This is a genomic window from Microcoleus sp. S13_B4, from assembly GCF_036700885.1.
In the GTDB taxonomy this organism is placed as follows: Bacteria; Cyanobacteriota; Cyanobacteriia; order Cyanobacteriales; family Microcoleaceae; genus Microcoleus.
In genome coordinates this window covers 122,272-140,622 of the sequence record NZ_JAUBPU010000009.1, presented here as the reverse complement: position 1 = coordinate 140,622, position 18,351 = coordinate 122,272, and the positions used below count along the sequence as shown (strand labels likewise).

Below are 18,351 nucleotides of genomic sequence, written 5' to 3'. Positions count from 1 at the left end.
TAAATCTAACAATATGTTATTGAGCAATCTCGACCATTTAAATATGTACTTGGTGGGTTAATTAGACTTGCCAATAAATTTATTGTATTTGCTTGTATTTTATTATATTTTACAGCTTGTAATATCCTCAACCAGCCTTTTAGGGGCGGGCCCACAAGCAAATTAATTAAGTAAGTTGTTGTAAAACCGCTCAGAAACCATGCTCAGGCGGTAAAGGTGCCAGAGAGTAGTTAACTATCACTATACTAATTGTTTATTCTGTCTTCGGGTGTGAACAAGCGAGTTGATTGATTCTTTGAGCTACAGCAGAATATTGCTGTTAAAACCCTCTTCCCTAGAACCTCATCTTTTAAATCCCGATTCACTGCGCGTTGCCGAACTTACTTCCTCAACTCTCGCACTTGCGTAATTTTACCCAGAAGCGGGTACCGATTCCCACAGTGGATTTCAGCCCGATCGCACCCCCCATCCGATCAACTCCTTTGTTCGCTATCGCCAGCCCTATTCCTGTCCCTGGATACACTTCTTGACCGTGCAGGCGATCGAACAACCCAAAAATCCTTTCTTGAAATTTTTCTTCAATACCAATACCGTTGTCTTCTACCCAAAGATAGATATATTCGTCGTCAGCTTCTGCATAAACTCGCACCTGCGGCTCTATCCCAGGCTGCACGAACTTAAGAGCATTGGAGAGCAAATTAGCCAAGACTTGCAGCAGGGTAGCAGGATGGGCCAACACAGTAGGTAGCGGTTCAACAACCGTTATCCGAGCTTGTTTTTGAGCAATTTCCGCCTCTAGTTGCGCGATCGAGCGAGCCACAATTAAATTAAGAGAAACTGGTTGTAGTGGCAAGTTAGCTTTGCTGAGACGGCCGTACTCTAGCAAATTTTCGATTAAAGTATTCATCAGACTTGCAGCGTCATTAATCCGAGACAAGTAATCCTGTGCGGTAGCATCCAACTCGTTGCCTTTATCTTTAAGCAACATTTCAGCAAAAAACAAAATTCCCCGCAGAGGAGCGCGCAAGTCGTGCGAAACTGAATAAGTAAACGATTCGAGCTGTGCGTTAACTTCTTCTAACTCAGCAGTACGCTCTCTCACCCGCTCTTCCAAAGTTTCATTAAATTCGCGCAAAGCAAGTTCTGCTTGCTTGAGTTCCGTAATATCTTCCACCAATCCCTCAATGGTAGTTTCACCTTCTACAGTGTAGAGATATTGAGTAAACCGAATCCATTTTACTCGACCGTCTGCCAAAGGAAATGTAATTTCGATATTTTGAGACCGAGACTCCCCTGAACCTAGGGGTTGCACAAACAATTGCTCAAGATAAATCCCTTGGACATCTGCTAAATTGCTGGCATCAAACAAGCGCAAAAAAGCTTGATTGCTTTCCAAAAGCTGCCCCTGGGAACTCGCTCGAAAAACTCCGACATTTAAGCGTTCTAGCAGATAATTAAGTTGATTTTCTAGTCGGGCGACTCGTTCCCAGGCGGCAACTCTATCGAGCACTGCGCGAACAGCAACGCAAAGGCGGACGTAGTGCTTAGGCGACTTGATAATGTAATCGTCCAATCCGGATTTCATCGCCTCTACAGCAATTTCTTCATTACCAGTATTCGTAAACATTATAATCGGGCATTGTGGATAACGCGCTTTGATAGTTTTAAGCACATCTAAACCGTTCGTCCAGAGCAGTTGGTAGTCGGTAATCACCAGATTGAATCGACCTCGATTTAGTGCTTCCACCAACAATCTATTGTGAGAAATTTCCGTTACTTGCAATGGCGAAAATTGCCGCTCTAATTCGCGTCTGACGAGCAGCCGATCAGTGGGGTTGTCGTCAATTACTAGAATGTGTACCACTTTAACAATTTATAATTTTGCTGTTAGTTAGAGTGCCGAGCAATCACTCGGAATAAAAATGTTGGAGGTTGCCTCTTTAAGATGATAGAGGACGAGATTCCTCACTCTAAACTTAATTTCCTCCTTATCATAAAGCTCCGGGTAACGAGAAAGCAAGCAATAAAAATGGGGAAAATGCCACTAGCAGAAAGAGCTTGGTAACAAGAAAACAAGCAATAAAAATCGAAAAGCCACCACTAAAAATGCGCCAATTATAGAGGTTCCGGCAGTTCGGTATAATTGAGCCAATACTGGCTAAAACTCTGCATCATTTCCACTAAAGAAGCAAACCCGACCGGTTTAACCAAATAAGAATTTACCCCTAAATCGTAAGCTCGCTTGACATCAATTGTTTGGCTAGAAGAAGTAAGCATAACCACTGGCAAGCGTTTTAGTTCCGGCTGCTGCTTGAGCCAAACCAGAACCTCGTGGCCCGATCGCCTGGGCAACTTCAAATCTAGTAAAATTATCCTCGGTAAAGGATAGCGATCGCGATCGCTGTACTCTCCGTCACCATTTAAATAAAAAACTGCTGCATCTCCATCTCGGACAATTTGCAGCGACGTATTAGCAAAAGCCTCATTTCGCAATGCCCGCTGCATCAATAGAATATCAACGGGGTTATCTTCCACCAGCAAAATCGTCTGCATTTGGGTCATGCTTCCTCAGTTGTATCCAAAATCGACTGCCTTGTCCTACTTGAGATTCCACTCCAACTTGACCGCCCATGCGATCAACTCCTTTTTTTACAATAGCTAATCCTATACCAGTTCCGGGGTAAGCCTCAATACCGTGCAGCCGTTCAAACACGCGAAAAATGCGTTTTTGATGTTCTAGAGCAATACCGAGGCCGTTGTCTTCTACCCACAGACGGATGATGCGGACTGGCAATAGGCTACTCGCCATCAGTAACTGGGAATGCTCCCACTGTCCCACCGTCTCACTTTCCAATTTTCCCACTGTATTGCTCTCTGTTTCTCCCTCTTGAGGCTGCTCAATTTCCTCAGCCCAGATCTGCACTTGGGGTGGTGTGCCTTCCACAAATTTTATAGCATTGGTGAGCAGATTGGTGATTACTTGAACTAAAGTAACGCGGTGGGCAATTACCGCAGGCAAGGGCCATCGAACACTAATTTGAGCGTGCCTGGATTTAGCGTCAGCTTTTACCATAGCAATTGCCTCGGCCACAACTGATTCTAAGTCCAAAACTTGCATCGATAAATCTGTGCGGCTCAGGCGGCTGTAAGCTAGCAAATCTTGGATTAATTCTTCTAATTGTTGCCCCGAGTTAACAATTTGCTGGGCGTATTCTTGGCCAAGTTCGTCGAGGAGTTCGCGGTAATCTTCTAATAAAGCTTCAGCCAATCCCTGCATTCCCCGCAGGGGGGCACGCAAATCGTGGGCTACGGTATAGGCGAAAGCTTCTAATTCTTCGTTAGCTGCTTGAAGTTGATTGGTGCGGAGTTCTACTCGCCGTTCTAATGTAGCATTGAGCATCCGAATTTCTGCTTCTGCTTGTTTGCGCGCAGTCATGTCAATAGCGGTACTAATTACTAAACTTCTGCCGTCGGAAAGCTTGCCTAAAGGTGCGGAATAAAAGTCCCAAATTCGAGTTTCGCCACTGGCTGTGGTAATCATATATTCGCCTTCAGAAATGCGGGCGTTTAATTGGTGCAGTCGGTCGATATCTGCTTGCACTAGCGATTTGCGGCTGTGGTAAGCTTTTTCTGTCCAATCTTCAATTGTGGGAATTTCTGAGTATTCGTAGCCTGAGAGTTCTGTCCAAGCGCAGTTAATTTGCAAAACTTCTCCGTTTTCAGCGTGCAGCATAATTGGCAGCGGTGCGTTGAGAATGGCGCTGCGAAAACGTTCTTCACTTAATTGCAGGGAGTGGCGATCGTGCTCTAGCTGGTCTAAAAGTTGATTTTGCTTAATTTCGGCATTGTCGCGCAAAGTTCGATCGCGTTTGACCAAATAGAAAACCAACACCATCAACAGGAAATTTATTAAAGCAGCAAGGGTAAAAGTCAGGATTGTCAAATTAGCGCTCCTTTTTGATTCTCGGGCGCGCTGCTGCAATAGCTGAGTTTCTTCGGCAGTCATGACGGCTATCTGCTGCCGAATGCTGCCCATGATTTGCTTTCCCCTACCGGTTTTTACTTGCCCCACGGCTGCTGCTAAGTTTTGTTTGCGTCGCAGATTGAGGGTTTCTTCAAGGTCGGATAATTTAGAGTCGATCGCAATTTTCAAATCGCGAAGGCGCTGTTGCTGCCGCTTGTTGTCGGCGGTTAGCTGCTGCAATCCGACTACTTGTTGGTTGATGCGGGCGATCGCGCTGTGATAGGGTTCTAAATACCGTTCTTCTCCCGTCAGCAAATAACCGCGCTGTCCGGTTTCAGCATCTTTTAAGGTGGAAAGCGTGGCTTCGAGTTCGGTTAAAACTTGGTGAGTGTGGCTCACCCAGCGTTCGTTTTCGACTAACTTGAGAGTGTTGCGGTAGGAAGTGGCCGCATTAAAAATTAGCAGCGCCACGACCATTCCGATACCTGCGGTGATTTGGGGAGTCAGTGATTGTTTCATGAAATAGTCGGCGTGCGAGTCCTGCTTTTTTTTATTTTAGCTGGATACGGACTACTCGAATTTTTGGCGCGGTCAGAGACGGCGACTAAAGCCTATAAATTTAAGGCTCAAATGTGCGATCAATCTTGTTCCTATTTTAGTCTATATCTTCCTGGCATCCCCCTTAAGTCGGAGATGCCAGAAATAGCTCTCTTACCTCTCATGATTCATGCAGGCTCCACACAATCTAGGATGGTTAACAAAGCTTTATTCACCCTGTTTTGTTACATCCATTATGCTGCTTTCACAGTTTCAAATCGCGGCGCAAAGAAAAGAGTTTTTACCTATTGACTTAAATTGACTTTTGGGGTATATTTTAGATAATGGGAGTGGTGATATAAATTTAAATTGTGGCACTATTCCCATTATTAAATAATACCTTGTCAAGCCACCAGTGTCAAGCTTTTTTCCCCAAAAAAAAGGCTGATTTTTCATGATGTGTGAAAAAAATAATTTTTTGCACGGAGGGGAGAAATTGCTAGGGAAACTAACCGCAGATACAGGCAGGTTAAGGGGGATAATTTCAGCATCAAGAGGGAATAATATCAAATCTGTTAGCATCGGAATTTTTCCTATCTCTATTCTCGACCTCTGCGTTAATCTGCGTTAATCCCTTGTCATCTGCGGTGAATAAATTCTCTTTTTTTACCGCAGATACAGGCAGATTAACACCGATTAACGCCGATGAATTAGATCTATTTCGGTTGCACCATCTGTGATTGTTGACTGTTGAATGTTGACTGGATTTTACTATTGGGAGGCTACCGGAATTGATATGAAGAACAATTGGAGTTGATAGTCGGTTGAGGATTTGGACGATCGCACTGCACTGAGAAAATGATGATTCCGAGTGCAGTGCCGAAACAATATAATAATTACACAACAGCCGCCGCTTTCATCGCGAAAATGCGATCGATCGCATCTTCAACAACCTTATCAGGCGTAGAAGCACCCGAAGTCACGCCCACCACAATTTTACCCTCCGGTAACCAACCTTCAGTTACGACCAAATCTCCGCCCAAAGGCTTGTGTTCGATCCGATTTCCCGGTAAAATACGCTCTGCACAATCAATGTGATAAGAAGGAACCGTTTTGTCGATCGCAATTTCCTGCAAATGCGTAGTATTAGAAGAATTAAAACCCCCAATCACCAGCATCAAATCCAACTTTTCCTCAACCAAACTCAACATAGCATCTTGGCGTTCCTGAGTCGCATCGCAGATAGTATTAAAACTCTGAAAATGCTCGTTCAAATTCTCAGGTCCAAACTTCCGCATCATCGTTTTTTCAAACAACTTACCAATGTTCTCTGTCTCAGTTTTGAGCATAGTAGTTTGGTTAGCAATACCAACGCTTTCCAAATCCACATCTGGGTCAAAACCAGCCGAATAAGCCTTGCTAAATTTAACAAGAAACTCATCGCGGTCGCCCCCATGCAAGATATAATTGCTGACATATTCAGCTTCCTGCAAATTCAGCACAATCAAATACTTATCAGCAAAAGAACTCGTTGCAACAGTTTCCTCATGCTTGTATTGACCGTGAATAATCGAAGTATAATTTCTCTTTTTGTGCTTCTCAACAGTATTCCAAACCTTAGAAACCCAAGGACAAGTAGTATCAACAATCTTGCAGCCCTTATCATTAAGCAACTGCATTTCTTGGACGCTTGCCCCAAAAGCTGGTAAAATTACCACATCGCCGCTATCGACAACCGAAAAATCTTTCTGTCCCTTCTCAACAGAAATAAAACCAACTTCCATATCCCGCAAATGCTGATTGACAGAGGGATTATGAATAATCTCATTAGTAATCCAAAGCCGTTCGGTTGGGAAATGCTGCCGAGTTTCGTAAGCAATAGCTACAGCGCGTTCCACCCCCCAGCAAAAGCCAAAAGCCTCAGCCAGCCGGATCGTGACTGCGCCGCGTTCCAGTCTGTAATTATTGTCGCGAATTTGCTGGATCAGACTGCTTTGATAAGCCGTCTGCATCACGCCAGCTACTTCAGCTTCGTGTCCGAAACCCTTGCGGTGGTAGTTTTCAGACTGTTGGAGCGATCGTTTAAAAGCTTTAGTATCCATGCGGTATCGAGTAGAAATCTAGGTTAATTACCTTTGATTTTAGAATGCCTGGGGTGCGATCGCGATTATTGGCTCAGTAGCGAAGAGGGGATATGCTATTTATACGATAGACACATTTAATTGAGAGCAAAGAAAGAATGAACGCGCCCTCGCGGTTCGTTAAAAAAACTTAAAAAAAGCTGAGAGACCCAGATAGCTGAGTCTCTACACGATGGAACTCCCACAGAAAATCAGTCTCAAACCTTCTTAGGCGCAAAAGGAGAACTAGATTCAAACGAACTGAAACCGCCGGCAAAATCCTCACCGTAAGCTTCTTCCCCATGCTGGCCGATATCCAAACCTTGGTCTTCAGCAGATGAAGGCACTCGCAGCTCCATAAACTGCCCTAAAATTTTCAGGATCACAAAAGTGCCGACAGCCGCAAACACGTAAGTAGCTAGAATGCCTACCAACTGAATCCCGATTTGCCCCGGATTCCCCGCAAATAGCCCGTCATTTCCGGCTGCGTTAACCGCTTTAGTCGCAAACACACCTGTCAGAATCGCGCCCACAGTTCCACCTACGCCGTGAATCGGGAAGGTATCCAAAGAGTCGTCAAATCCCAGCTTAGCGCGGAAACTAACGGCGAAGAAGCAGGCAACCGAAGTGATCGATCCGATCAAAAGCGCTCCCACTGGAAGCACGAATCCAGCCGCAGGTGTGATGCCCACCAATCCCGCTAGGAAACCGCTAGCAATTCCCACTGCTGTCGGTTTGCCTTTGAGTACCCATTCCACAATTGTCCAAGTTAAACCGCCGGCTGCTGTAGCAATCATTGTGGTGACAAAAGCCACTGTTGCTAAAGAACCAGAACCCAAAGCGCTACCGCCGTTGAAGCCAAACCAGCCGAACCACAGCATCCCAATTCCCAGCAAGACGTAGGGTACGTTGTGGGGGGTGTGGGGCTTGTTCAAGTGGTCTTTGCGGGGCCCGATTACCCAAGCTGCGACAACGGCTGATACGCCGGAACTGATGTGCACGACTGTACCGCCGGCAAAGTCCAGAGACCCGATCGCCCCCAGCCAGCCTCTACCCCAAACCCAGTGGGCTAGAGGAGAGTAGATGAAGGTAGACCACAGCAGCACGAACCAGAAATAGGTTTTAAATGTTACCCGTTCGACGATCGCCCCGGAAATCAATGCTGGAGTGATGATGGCGAACATCATCTGGTACACCATGAAGACTTGGTGGGGTATTGTCGGCGCGTAGCCGATCGGATCTGGTTTGTCCGCCGTGACGTTGTTTAAGAACATCCAGTCGAAGCCGCCGATGAAGGTTTCGATCCCTTGAGCAAACCCTTTATCATTGAGGTTGCTGGGGGTGACATCAAAAGCCAAACTATAACCCCACAGCGTCCAGGTGACGCCGATCAGTCCCATCATGACTAAGCTCATCATCATGGTGTTGAGGACGTTGCGCGATCGCACCAACCCTCCGTAGAAAAAGGCCAGCCCCGGTGTCATCAGCAATACCAGTGCTGAGGAGACCAACATCCAGGCGGTATCGCCGCTGTTGATCGGATTCGGCACCACGGCAGCAGCAGTACCAGCAGCATCTTGAGCTAAGGCATTGTGCGTCAGCGGCACACTTAACAGCCACAGCGCGATGATGCCGATCGTTAAACTTTTTTTGATCACGTTAGTTGTACCTTCTCATACTCAGCAATTTTCAGGGAAGACCGAGCCGATTTTAGATGCGAGGATTTTAGATGCAATAGTTATTTGGTTTTAAGTCCCTGTTTTAGCGGAACAAATCTTCAATAGATAATTCCCCAATCCTCAACCCCCCGACTTCGTATAGCCGGACTCATCTAAATTCGTCAACTATCAATCTAATGGTCTGTGCCTTTTGGATTGCACCATTTCTACAAACACTTATTCTGTATCACCCTATACTAAATCGCTAACTATCATATTTCTTAATCTCTCAGTGGATACTTGACATAGCCAGTGATAGCAGAGTAATGGGAAAGAGGAAGTTGAGGAGAGGGCAAGAGTTTGGAGTTGGGGAGAGTGGAAGGAGTAGAGGGGGAGAATGTTACTTTATGGTTTATCTTTCTAACTAATGACTCATGACTCATTTTTCAACTGCATCTCATCGAACAGTTGCAGGGCCGATCGCCAAACCAGATAACCTTGATCGTTAAGATGCAGGCCATCTGTGCTGAGTTCAGTTGGCAAATTGCCGTCAGCATCCGCAAATAGCGGGTACAAATCCAGATACAAAACATTTTCAGAAGTAGCAATTTCTTTCAGCCGTCGATTTATTGCCCTAATCCGACTGTTAGGAATCGCCAACAGGCGATCGCGATTTTCCCAAGTAGCTTGTTCCCCGCTATGGGGCAAAATCGACTGCACAACCACTTGTGCTTTGGGGTGAGCCCACCGCAAATCGCGAATAATCTGCCGCTGGTTGTCCAAAATCCCTTCGTCGGTGCTTCCCCGCAACAAATCGTTAATCCCAATCATCACAAACACAGTATCCGGCGCAGTTCTATCGAACAACTGCAACCGCTTCAGCAAACCCACGGAAGTCTCCCCCGAAATCCCTTGGTTCAACCAAATTCGATCGACTGGTAACAGCTTGGTCGGAAACCACATACTTAGAGAATCCCCAGCCAAAACACTCAGTCTTGAGGGTCGATTCGCCGCTGCCGCCTCAGCTTCGCGACCCAACTGGGTCACCCACTGCTGGTAAGTCCATTTATGTCGCGGTCCGGGAACCGGCACGTCTAGCACTGCCTTTGCAGAGATCACCGGTGGGCCAATTTGTTCTTCAGCCGCTTCTGCAGTCACCGCAGCACTTGCCGGGAAGCTTTCTGCCAAGTTGTGTCCCCGCAGGAGTAGTTGAGCAACTGTAAGTATCAATACCCCGTTCGTCACCAAAGATAGCAAAGCCCAAACCGGAACAGCTTTCGATCGGCTAACTTCCATCCCTAAGAGGGATTTATGAGTTCTACTTCTGCTACCTCCTCCAAACTTCTCCATAAACTCAAGCTATTTGCAGGCTTCACACCGAATAATTTGCACTGATTGCTGCATCAAGTTTTACCACTCAATTAAAGCCTCAATTCTGGTAAGAATCAAGCACTGTACTGTTTTGGGCGCGACGGCAATGCAGAACTTTGCTTTTTCGCACTACTTTACCATAAAAAATCTGCCTACCAAACTTTCTGGCACCGCAATCGGATTGGTAAAAGCTGCCGCACTGCACAAAAATATATCTAAAAGTGATCGAACTTACTCAGTTCTGATGCTAAAATCCAAAAATGAAAAAATTAACTATAACTGAAGCAGCCAAAATTAAAGGTGTGAGCGCTTCCACCTTACGCAGGTGGGAAGCCGAAGGTAAGCTAATACCGGAACGCACGGCTAACGGTCACAGACGGTATGACCTAGCTCATCTTCTCGGCTTAAAACCCAACGGCGCTTTAACCATAGCTTACGCTCGGGTTAGCAGCCACGACCAAAAAGATGATTTAGACAGACAAAAACAAGTTTTGGAATTGTTTTGTGCATCTCACGGCTGGCAATTCCAAATCATTGATGATGTGGGTTCTGGGGTTAATTACACTAAGCGGGGTTTACAACATCTAATTCGGGCGATCGTAGACAATCAAGTAGAAAGGTTGGTATTAACTCACAAAGACAGACTGCTGAGATTTGGTTCGGAACTAATTTTTAATTTGTGCGAACACTTTGGGACAGAGGTAGTGATTATAAATCAAACCGAAAATACTAGCTGTGACAAGGATTTAGCTAAAGATATACTAGAAATAATCACTGTTGTCTCCGCCCCCCTTGATGGCAGCAGGAATCCCAAGAACAAGCGCGTCGTTGAAGAACTTAAAGCCATTGCCGGTAAACTCTAATCAATACAACTGTTTGCACAGTTCGTTAGTTACAGATTCTCAATTACCAATTACCAATTACCAATTACCGACGCACATCTCATGGAATCGAAAACTGCTATATGTAGGCCATTAAAGGTGAACTAATAATAAAAATATGCCCGCGTTCGCATTGAAGATTGAAACGCGAGCACAACGATAAACAGCCATAAGGTGGCGGCTATTTCAGATTGTGGTTTTTCTGAATAAAGAGGTGAATTAGCTTATAAATAGCTAATCTAGGACACGAAAGCTGAATTGAGCGATCTCTTCCCAAACTCTACAGTTTTGTAGTCCTCGCCCTAGAACCCCCAGCATAACCGCCGTAGCCACCCTCAATTCTGTTGTCCAAGCTCCTTTCCTTCACAAACCCGTTGTAAGCTTCCATCCCGTGTTCGCCGATATCCAAACCTTCAGCCTCCTCTACAGCAGAAACGCGGATACCCAGCAAAGCTTTGAGTGCGGCCCAAAAAATCGTACTCAGCAGCACGGTCATCCCGCCTACAGAGATAATGCCGACCAACTGCGCCCAGAGTTGACCGAAACCTCCGCCCACGAGCAATCCTGCTGCCGGGCCTGTGGTATAAATTCCAGTTGTAGGCCCGTCAGCAAACAGCCCAACTGCCAGAGTTCCCCAGATGCCGCAGACTAAGTGAACTGAAGTTGCCCCTACAGGGTCGTCAATTTTCAAATTGTCGAAGAAAGTTACTGCGAAAACTACCAGGATACCCGCGATCGTCCCGATAATGGCAGAGTTGGGCACGTTGATCCAAGCGCAGCTAGCTGTTACCCCGACTAAGCCTGCGAGGATGCCGTTGATAATCATCGAAAGGTCTGGTTTGCCCAGGTACAGCCAAGCAGTAATCGTTGCAGCAACTCCCCCGAAGGCAGCGGCGGTGTTGGTGGTGATCGCAATGTGGGCGATCGCATTTGGATCGAGTGCCATTGTCCTACCGGGATTGAACCCGAACCAACCAAACCAAAGAATCAAACAGCCGAGGGTGGCAATGCTCATATTGTGTCCTGGTATCGCCACAGTCTCGCCGTCGCGGTACTTGCCGATCCGCGGCCCCAAAAATGCCGCTCCCATCAAAGCAGCCCAACCGCCTACCGAGTGAACCACTGTCGAACCCGCAAAATCCCGGAAGCCTGCGTTGTACAGCCAGCCGCCGCCCCAAATCCAGTGTCCGGTAATTGGGTAAGCAATTCCTACTAGCAGCAAGCTGAAAATTAAGAAGTCAATGAATTTAATTCGCTCTGCAACTGCTCCAGAAACGATCGTGGCAGCAGTTCCCGCAAAAACTAACTGGAAAAAGAATTTAGCGTTAAGAGGCACTCCCGTCCTGTTTAATGAGTTGAAAATGCCTTGATAAGCGTCTCCTGTGGCGGGGCTGTTGTCAGCTACATTCCACAGAAAAAATCCGCCGCTGGTGCCGATAAAATCGTTGCCGTTGCTGAACATTAATGCAAAGCCGATCGCCCAAAATGCGATAGTAGAAAGCGCAAAAACAATCAAGTTTTTTGCCAGCACGTTGACTGCATTTTTTTGACGACAAAAACCGGTTTCCAACATACAGAAACCGGCGTTCATAAAGAACACTAGCATCGCCGCAACCATGACCCACATGGTATCCATGCCCACCTTAAGGCTTGCTAATTGTTCCTCAGTAGTTGGCTTGGCAGGGGTTTGGGCTACCGCCGCATATCCCCACACCAAGACGATGATTGCTGCTATTGGTATGCAGGCTTGCCAACTTGGACTGAGGCGGGCGATCGCCCTTTGTAATTTATTGAACCTGTTAACTTTGGTCAAAAAGTTAGCTGCTGGCCAATTTAAAGACTCCCGCCTGACTTGTTTCGACTTTTTCTTTCCGACCGTCATTTTAATCACTTTCACCCTCTTTACGGCTAATAAGCTCAGCAATATTCGGAAAACTTTCCAATTTTACTACAAAAGTTTAGAGATTATTTGTTCAGATTCAGATAGTTTTGATAGCCTAACTCTTCTAGCTGAGTTTGTTTTTTCATGACAGATTCCGACAAAGTTTTGCGGTAATCCAGGACTCGCTCTAGCAATTCTGGCTGATGAGCTGCTAGTATCTGAACGGCCAGCAAGCCAGCATTCTTAGCGTTGCCGATCCCCACTGTTGCTACGGGTATGCCGGCTGGCATTTGCACGATCGAGTACAGCGAATCTAGGCCTTGCAGGTGGCGGCTCAGTACCGGCACTCCAATTACTGGCAAGGGCGTTAAAGATGCTACCATACCAGGGAGGTGTGCCGCTCCCCCGGCACCTGCGATAATAACTTTCAAGCCCCGTTGGTGTGCGGTTTGGGCGTATTCCACCATGCGCTCAGGGGTGCGGTGCGCCGAGACGATCGCCACGGAGCAAGGTACACTGAATTCTTCGCAAACTGCGATCGCATCTTTCATGGTTGGCAAATCCGAATCGCTACCCATGATAATTCCAACTGTCGGTTGATTCATGCAATTTTCCGATTTCAGATTTCAGATAAATGCTAATTTTAAATGATTGCGTTAACTCAAATTTAGATATTTTGTACCAAAACTGACCCTTAAAAGCAATTTGGCCACAAGTCCCCGTCCAAGCAGCCCTGGAGTCAGCAAAAAGCAAAAAGCTCCCCCTCCTCATCGCCAGCCACCGGATTTATCCGTAGCGAATATTAAATCTAAAATCTAAAATCTAAAATCTAAAATCGGATGACTGAAGCCACAACCCCACCTGCCGCCCCCACAGATATTCTCAATGCTCGCCTCCCCCGTTGCAAGGATTTGCAGATGCTTGCTGTTGACGAAACGGGAATCATTCAAGAAGTTTTGCCGATGGACGCCGTATTTAAACGGATTTGTCCTCCCGATTTGCAAGTGCTTGATGTAGGAGGCGATTGGCTTTCTCTAGGCGGTGTTGACTTGCAGATTAACGGAGCCCTCGGTTTTGCTTTTCCCGATTTAGAAAGCAAACATATTGAAATTTTGCCAAAAATTTGTCAATTTTTGTGGAATCAGGGAGTCGATGCTTTTTTGCCGACTTTGGTGACAACTTCGCTGGATAAGTTTAGGCGATCGCTCTCGACGATAGCTGATTATATCCGCACTGTACAAACCGCTGCTCCGGCAATCAATAAAACTAAAACAGCGGAAATTCTCGGTGTTCACCTCGAAGGCCCTTTTCTCAACCCCCAGAAGCGAGGAGCTCATCCAGTTGAGTTTTTACTACCCCTAACTATAGAAAATGTCAAGCAAGTTTTAGGAGATTGTGCCCATATTGTCAAAATAATTACTTTAGCGCCGGAGTTAGACAGCACTGGCGAAGTCATTCCCTATTTGCAAAGTTTGGGAATTGCCGTCAGTCTCGGACATTCCCAAGCGACGGCAGAGCAAGCCCAACAAGCATTTGAGCGGGGAGCTTCCATGGTAACTCATGCTTTTAATGCGATGCCGAGTTTGCACCACCGAGAACCGGGTTTATTGGGAGCGGCGATTGTTTATCCGGGCGTAAAATGCGGTTTAATTGCTGACGGGAAGCACGTTTCTGGGACAATGATGGATTTGTTGCTGCGCGCTGCTAGGTATGAAAAAGGCGTTTTTTTAGTGAGCGATGCTTTGGCTCCTTTGGGTTTGCCTGACGGTGTTTATCCTTGGGATTCCCGACAAATTGAAGTCAGAAAAGGTACAGCTTGGATAAGATTAGATTACCATTCGCCCCTGGAATCTGCTACTTTGGCAGGTACAACTCTGCCGCTATTGGCGGGAGTGCAGAATTTGGTGAAGTGGGGGATTTGCGACGCCGATAGTGCGATCGCCCTGGCAACTGAATCTCCGAGAAAGGCGATCGGAATTTCGGGAATTATGGGCAAATCGGCAACTCAATTGTTGCGCTGGAATTTAAATGCGGCGACAAAGGAATTGACTTGGCATCGCTTGTTTTAAGTGTTGTCAGATCGTGTTTGGTTGATTTCTTCTTCCTTCTTCCTTCTTCCTTATTCGTTCTGCTATGCGCTAAGCACTGGTGACAGCAATTCGGTGCTCTCGGCAAGTTCGATCGTAAATATTGTTTAATTCCACAGCCAAGCAAATATCGCCCCGCAGCCACAGCGGTAAAGCAGGGAGCGCGCAGCCCACAGCCAGTTTTTCTTGCCAAATATCCAGGCATTGCTTGCCGTCTCGCTCGATCGGGCGATAAGCTGTAGCATAGAGGTCAGCCTCGAAGGGCGAAGCACTTCCTCGCGCCAAACGGATTAACAATTCATTGTGAAGATTGGCCTTCCTTCCTGTCACAACATCAACTATTACTAACCCAATTCCCTGCCGCAAATACGTCTCGCACTTAGAAACAAAAGCATCGCGATGAGTAGAACGAGCTTTGTTGGCAGGACTTACTAATTCAATGGTACCGGCTAATACCGGGCCAGCTTCAGTGTTAAAAATACTGACTTGCACGGTATTAGCCGTAGATAAAAAAGGCACGGTTTGGGCTGGCGGTGGCAACCAATTGTTTGGAAAATCTATTGGCAAATGAATTACCGTCTCTGGGTTCTCCAATTCCGGTAACGATTCCTCAAAAGCTGCTACATCAATTTCAATCCCAAACTGTACGTTAGGTTCGGCAAAGTAACCTTCTGGTAATTTGGCATTCAAATCTGATGCAATATAAGTCGCCCAGGCATTGTGAAAGGCGTGCCAGTGACGGCGCACCGACAGCGGCGGGCGAAAATGATCTTGTAACACCATATTTTTAAAAGTTAGGACTTATTGAAATTATCGATCGAATGGGCGATCGGCGGGTACTCGGTTTTTATTGAATTAGTTTCTCAATTCGGGATTGTTCGAGTTGCGATCGCCCGTATCAATAAATCTAACTCAATTTAATTAGGTGGGGAGTGTCCACAATAAATGCCGCTGCGGCTTTATAATATTTAACCGTTGGCAATAACTCAGCAGCAGGCAGACTAATGAATTTGGTAGACGACAAGACTATAGTTAGACAGTATTTTAACTCGACGGGATTCGATCGCTGGCAGCGAATTTACGGCGAAGGCCAAGTCAATAAAGTTCAGCTAGACATCCGCACTGGGCACCAGAAAACTGTGGATACAGTCATCGAATGGCTGCAAGCTGACGGCAATTTGCCCGGGCTTTGTGTCTGCGATGCCGGTTGTGGTGTGGGATCTCTGAGCATTCCTCTGGCTGACGCTGGGGCAATTGTTTGCGCTAGCGATATCTCTGAAAAGATGGTAGCAGAAGCTTACGATCGATCGACCGCAGTTCCTGGCAAGCTCTACAACATCTCCTTCGCCGCCCAAGATCTGGAAGCTTTGACCGGCAAATTCCACACAGTGATTTGTTTGGATGTGCTAATCCACTATCCTCAAAATAAGGCTGCAGAAATGATCGCTCACCTAAGTTCGATCGCCGAATCGCGACTAATTCTTAGTTTTGCACCCAAAACTTTAGCACTTACCGCCCTCAAAAAAGTTGGTGAACTTTTCCCCGGCCCGAGCAAAACTACCAGAGCTTACCAGCACCGTGAAGCTGATATTATCAAAATCCTAGAAAACAATGGTTTTGTTATTAACAGAACAGCGATGACTAGCACTAGCTTTTACTATTCTCGCTTGCTGGAAGCTGTGCGAAAATAGGTTAAAAATATTTGCAAAAAAGCTAATTTATCATAAGCCTAGGGTGCGCCCCGCGCACCTTCCCTTCCCAGAGTTACGCCACTGAACATCTCTACTATGCGATTGCTTCGCGGAGGCTCGCAATGACAAGTAAGGCACGCACCGCGCACCTTCGATATCAACAATTAGATGTTTTTCCCTCTTCCTTCTTCCTTCTTCCTTCTTCCTTCTTCCTTCTTCCTTCTTCCTTCTTCCTTCTTCCTTCTTCCTTCTTCCTTCTTCCTTCTTCCCAATTCACTAAATATTATGTCAACGCTAGTTTTAATTCGCATTTTTATAGCAGCCGCAGCCTTATTCGGAGGTTTATCCGTTGCAGGCGGTGCTTTCGCCTCCCACGCTTTGAAAAATCAATTGAGCGATCGAGCTTTAACCATTTTTGAGACCGGCGCGCGATATCAAATGTACCATGCCCTGGCTTTATTACTCGTCGCTTTACTCTTGAGCCGCGCCCAAGAGTCTCAAACCTTTTTGGCAGTTGCTGGATGGGCTTTTATTGCCGGCACAATCATCTTTTCAGGCAGTTTGTACGCCCTGAGTTTGAGCGACATCAAATGGCTGGGTGCAATTACGCCACTGGGGGGAGTTGCTTTTATTGTTGGTTGGGGATGTTTGGCAGTCGCAGCTTTTAGTTTTAAATAGGCAACTGGTAAATTTTGAAGCAATTACCAATTAGTAATTACCTAATTATCAAACACATCCCTGGAAAACATCTCTGTCAAAGTACGCAAGTAAGGTACAAATACCGTTAAATCTTCAGCAGGAAGCCGCTCGCATATTTCCCAAAATAAAATCAGCAGCATATCCTGCACTAACTCCCAACTTACATGAAGTTTGGGGTACAACATCACGCAAATTGGAAACAATTCTTGCTGTACCGGGTGAATGCTACCTTCCAAAACGCACCAGCACAAATAGCTTTGAAAAATCTCCACATCCCGGATACCAGAAATTTTTACCTCGCGATCGCTCAAATACCCGCTGCTGCTGCGGTATCCTTGATGCTGGGCACTAGCTCGATCGTACACTGCACTAGCAATCTGAGTCGTGTGCTGCAACAAATGCTGAACGGCTAATAGAGCTCTTGAATTCGCGGGCTGATTCGCCGCAGCCTCGTTAATCTCTCCGTAGGGAATGTGCAAATAGTCCTCTACAACTTTTAAATATGGTGCAAATTCCGATCGCTCTGACTCCGAAAGACATCCTAACAAGATTTTGCTAGTGTATTGAAATTGCACCGTCACAAACCCCAGCACTAACGGATCAGCCTCTGAGTATTTCCGCCTCACTTGAATAATATCTTTTCCCACCAGCACGGACAAGCGGAAAATAGGTTCTCTATCTGCATAAGCGTCTATTGCTTTCCGATATAAGGTGCGAGTGTCGGCTGCAATTTCTAAAGAATTAATTAAGCTTTGATCGATGGCGTGGCGCTCTATTTGTTCCCCTAAAAGAGCTTCTACTCTACTCCAAGCTATCTCGCTCGCTAATTTCAGGGTATCTGTCAATTTGTCAACTATTTGGGCTCGATTTCCCTCAAAATTAGTTAACTCGGGGCTTTGGGGAATTTGTCGCGGGGCTTGGTTTTGTCGTGCCGCAACTGTACTGTAATATTTTTTGGCCCAGCTAACAGCGAAAGAAGAAACGCTGACGCTTTTAGCCTCTGGGAGTTTGTGAGTGTCCGATCCGCTAATACCTTCCGACGCCAGACTGTCGCCATGTTGAATTTCGTCTACAGCAGGTAAAGACTTTGAAGATATTTGTGAAATACCCGTCATGATAAACCTCGTTTTTTTATTAAGTCGCACCCGCTCGATTCCCCTAATTTTTAACGTTGTTAACTACAATTTTCTGCATTTGTACGCTGACAGTCATCAGCCATTACGCTTAAAGCTATAAGCCATCTGGCTCGACTGTCTGCATCTTTTATAAGCTGCACGTTAATAACGCTATTTATTGTGCGATCGATCACAGTCACCCTGTGATCGCGACCATAATCTATTTTTTTGACGTATAAAGAAGGCGGGAAATAAATTTAATTTGTCTTAAAAGCTGAGAATTAAAGTTAAGTCTGCTTAAAAAAAACTGCTGCTTGAAATACCTTATCTTTGTTTTGGAGCGCTT

General features: G+C 46.0%; 15 protein-coding genes. 4 read left to right on the top strand and 11 right to left on the bottom strand.

Annotation, left to right across the window (positions count from 1 at the left end; all coding sequences use genetic code 11):
• Nucleotides 1-388: 388 nt before the first annotated feature.
• The 7 genes from QT994_RS08255 to QT994_RS08225 all read right to left on the bottom strand — a co-directional run bounded on the left by QT994_RS08255 (nt 389) and on the right by QT994_RS08225 (nt 9,629).
• Nucleotides 389-1,864, bottom strand: coding sequence for an ATP-binding protein (locus QT994_RS08255; RefSeq protein ID WP_333173310.1), 1,476 nt, complete (start codon nt 1,862-1,864; stop codon nt 389-391).
• A 251-nt stretch (nt 1,865-2,115) separates the two neighbouring features.
• Nucleotides 2,116-2,562 (bottom strand): response regulator, encoded by a 447-nt coding sequence (locus QT994_RS08250; RefSeq protein ID WP_333043757.1) that lies wholly within the window; start codon nt 2,560-2,562, stop codon nt 2,116-2,118.
• Nucleotides 2,525-4,483 carry a CHASE3 domain-containing protein gene (locus QT994_RS08245; protein WP_333173309.1) on the bottom strand — a complete coding sequence of 653 codons (1,959 nt, stop codon included), beginning with the start codon at nt 4,481-4,483 and terminating at the stop codon, nt 2,525-2,527. The genes QT994_RS08250 and QT994_RS08245 overlap by 38 nt, the downstream gene beginning before the upstream one ends.
• A 291-nt stretch (nt 4,484-4,774) precedes the next feature.
• Nucleotides 4,775-5,083, bottom strand: a complete 309-nt coding sequence (locus QT994_RS08240) for a hypothetical protein (RefSeq protein WP_333173307.1) — start codon at nt 5,081-5,083, stop codon at nt 4,775-4,777.
• Nucleotides 5,084-5,397: 314 nt separating this feature from the next.
• Entirely contained in the window at nt 5,398-6,603 is a 1,206-nt protein-coding gene (locus tag QT994_RS08235; protein WP_333043761.1) for a 4-hydroxy-3-methylbut-2-enyl diphosphate reductase, read from the bottom strand.
• Between the two features lie 236 nt (nt 6,604-6,839).
• Nucleotides 6,840-8,279, bottom strand: coding sequence for an ammonium transporter (locus QT994_RS08230; RefSeq protein ID WP_333173306.1), 1,440 nt, complete (start codon nt 8,277-8,279; stop codon nt 6,840-6,842).
• A 432-nt stretch (nt 8,280-8,711) separates the two neighbouring features.
• Entirely contained in the window at nt 8,712-9,629 is a 918-nt protein-coding gene (locus QT994_RS08225) for an SGNH/GDSL hydrolase family protein (protein WP_333173304.1), read from the bottom strand.
• A 281-nt stretch (nt 9,630-9,910) separates the two neighbouring features.
• Between QT994_RS08225 and QT994_RS08220 the strand changes: the two genes are divergently transcribed.
• Nucleotides 9,911-10,513: an IS607 family transposase gene (locus QT994_RS08220; protein ID WP_333173301.1), complete on the top strand. Its 603-nt coding sequence runs from the start codon at nt 9,911-9,913 to the stop codon at nt 10,511-10,513.
• Nucleotides 10,514-10,811: 298 nt separating this feature from the next.
• Here the strand turns inward: QT994_RS08220 and QT994_RS08215 are convergent, their stop codons facing one another.
• Both QT994_RS08215 and purE read right to left on the bottom strand, forming a co-directional pair.
• Complete coding sequence (locus QT994_RS08215) at nt 10,812-12,413, bottom strand: ammonium transporter (protein WP_333173299.1); 1,602 nt, start codon at nt 12,411-12,413, stop codon at nt 10,812-10,814.
• An 83-nt stretch (nt 12,414-12,496) separates the two neighbouring features.
• Nucleotides 12,497-13,018: a 5-(carboxyamino)imidazole ribonucleotide mutase gene (gene purE, locus QT994_RS08210; protein WP_333173296.1), complete on the bottom strand. Its 522-nt coding sequence runs from the start codon at nt 13,016-13,018 to the stop codon at nt 12,497-12,499.
• Between the two features lie 234 nt (nt 13,019-13,252).
• On the opposite strand from purE, the gene nagA reads away from it, so the two are divergent.
• Nucleotides 13,253-14,482: an N-acetylglucosamine-6-phosphate deacetylase gene (gene nagA / locus QT994_RS08205; RefSeq protein ID WP_333043773.1), complete on the top strand. Its 1,230-nt coding sequence runs from the start codon at nt 13,253-13,255 to the stop codon at nt 14,480-14,482.
• A 69-nt stretch (nt 14,483-14,551) separates the two neighbouring features.
• On the opposite strand, the gene QT994_RS08200 is transcribed toward nagA, so the two are convergent.
• Nucleotides 14,552-15,283, bottom strand: a complete 732-nt coding sequence (locus tag QT994_RS08200; RefSeq protein WP_333173293.1) for a DUF4058 family protein — start codon at nt 15,281-15,283, stop codon at nt 14,552-14,554.
• Between the two features lie 221 nt (nt 15,284-15,504).
• On the opposite strand from QT994_RS08200, the gene bchM reads away from it, so the two are divergent.
• Complete coding sequence (gene bchM / locus QT994_RS08195; RefSeq protein WP_333043777.1) at nt 15,505-16,191, top strand: magnesium protoporphyrin IX methyltransferase; 687 nt, start codon at nt 15,505-15,507, stop codon at nt 16,189-16,191.
• A 285-nt stretch (nt 16,192-16,476) separates the two neighbouring features.
• Complete coding sequence (locus QT994_RS08190; protein WP_333173291.1) at nt 16,477-16,869, top strand: DUF423 domain-containing protein; 393 nt, start codon at nt 16,477-16,479, stop codon at nt 16,867-16,869.
• A gap of 41 nt (nt 16,870-16,910) precedes the next feature.
• On the opposite strand, the gene QT994_RS08185 is transcribed toward QT994_RS08190, so the two are convergent.
• Complete coding sequence (locus QT994_RS08185; RefSeq protein WP_333173288.1) at nt 16,911-18,005, bottom strand: hypothetical protein; 1,095 nt, start codon at nt 18,003-18,005, stop codon at nt 16,911-16,913.
• Nucleotides 18,006-18,351: the final 346 nt, after the last annotated feature.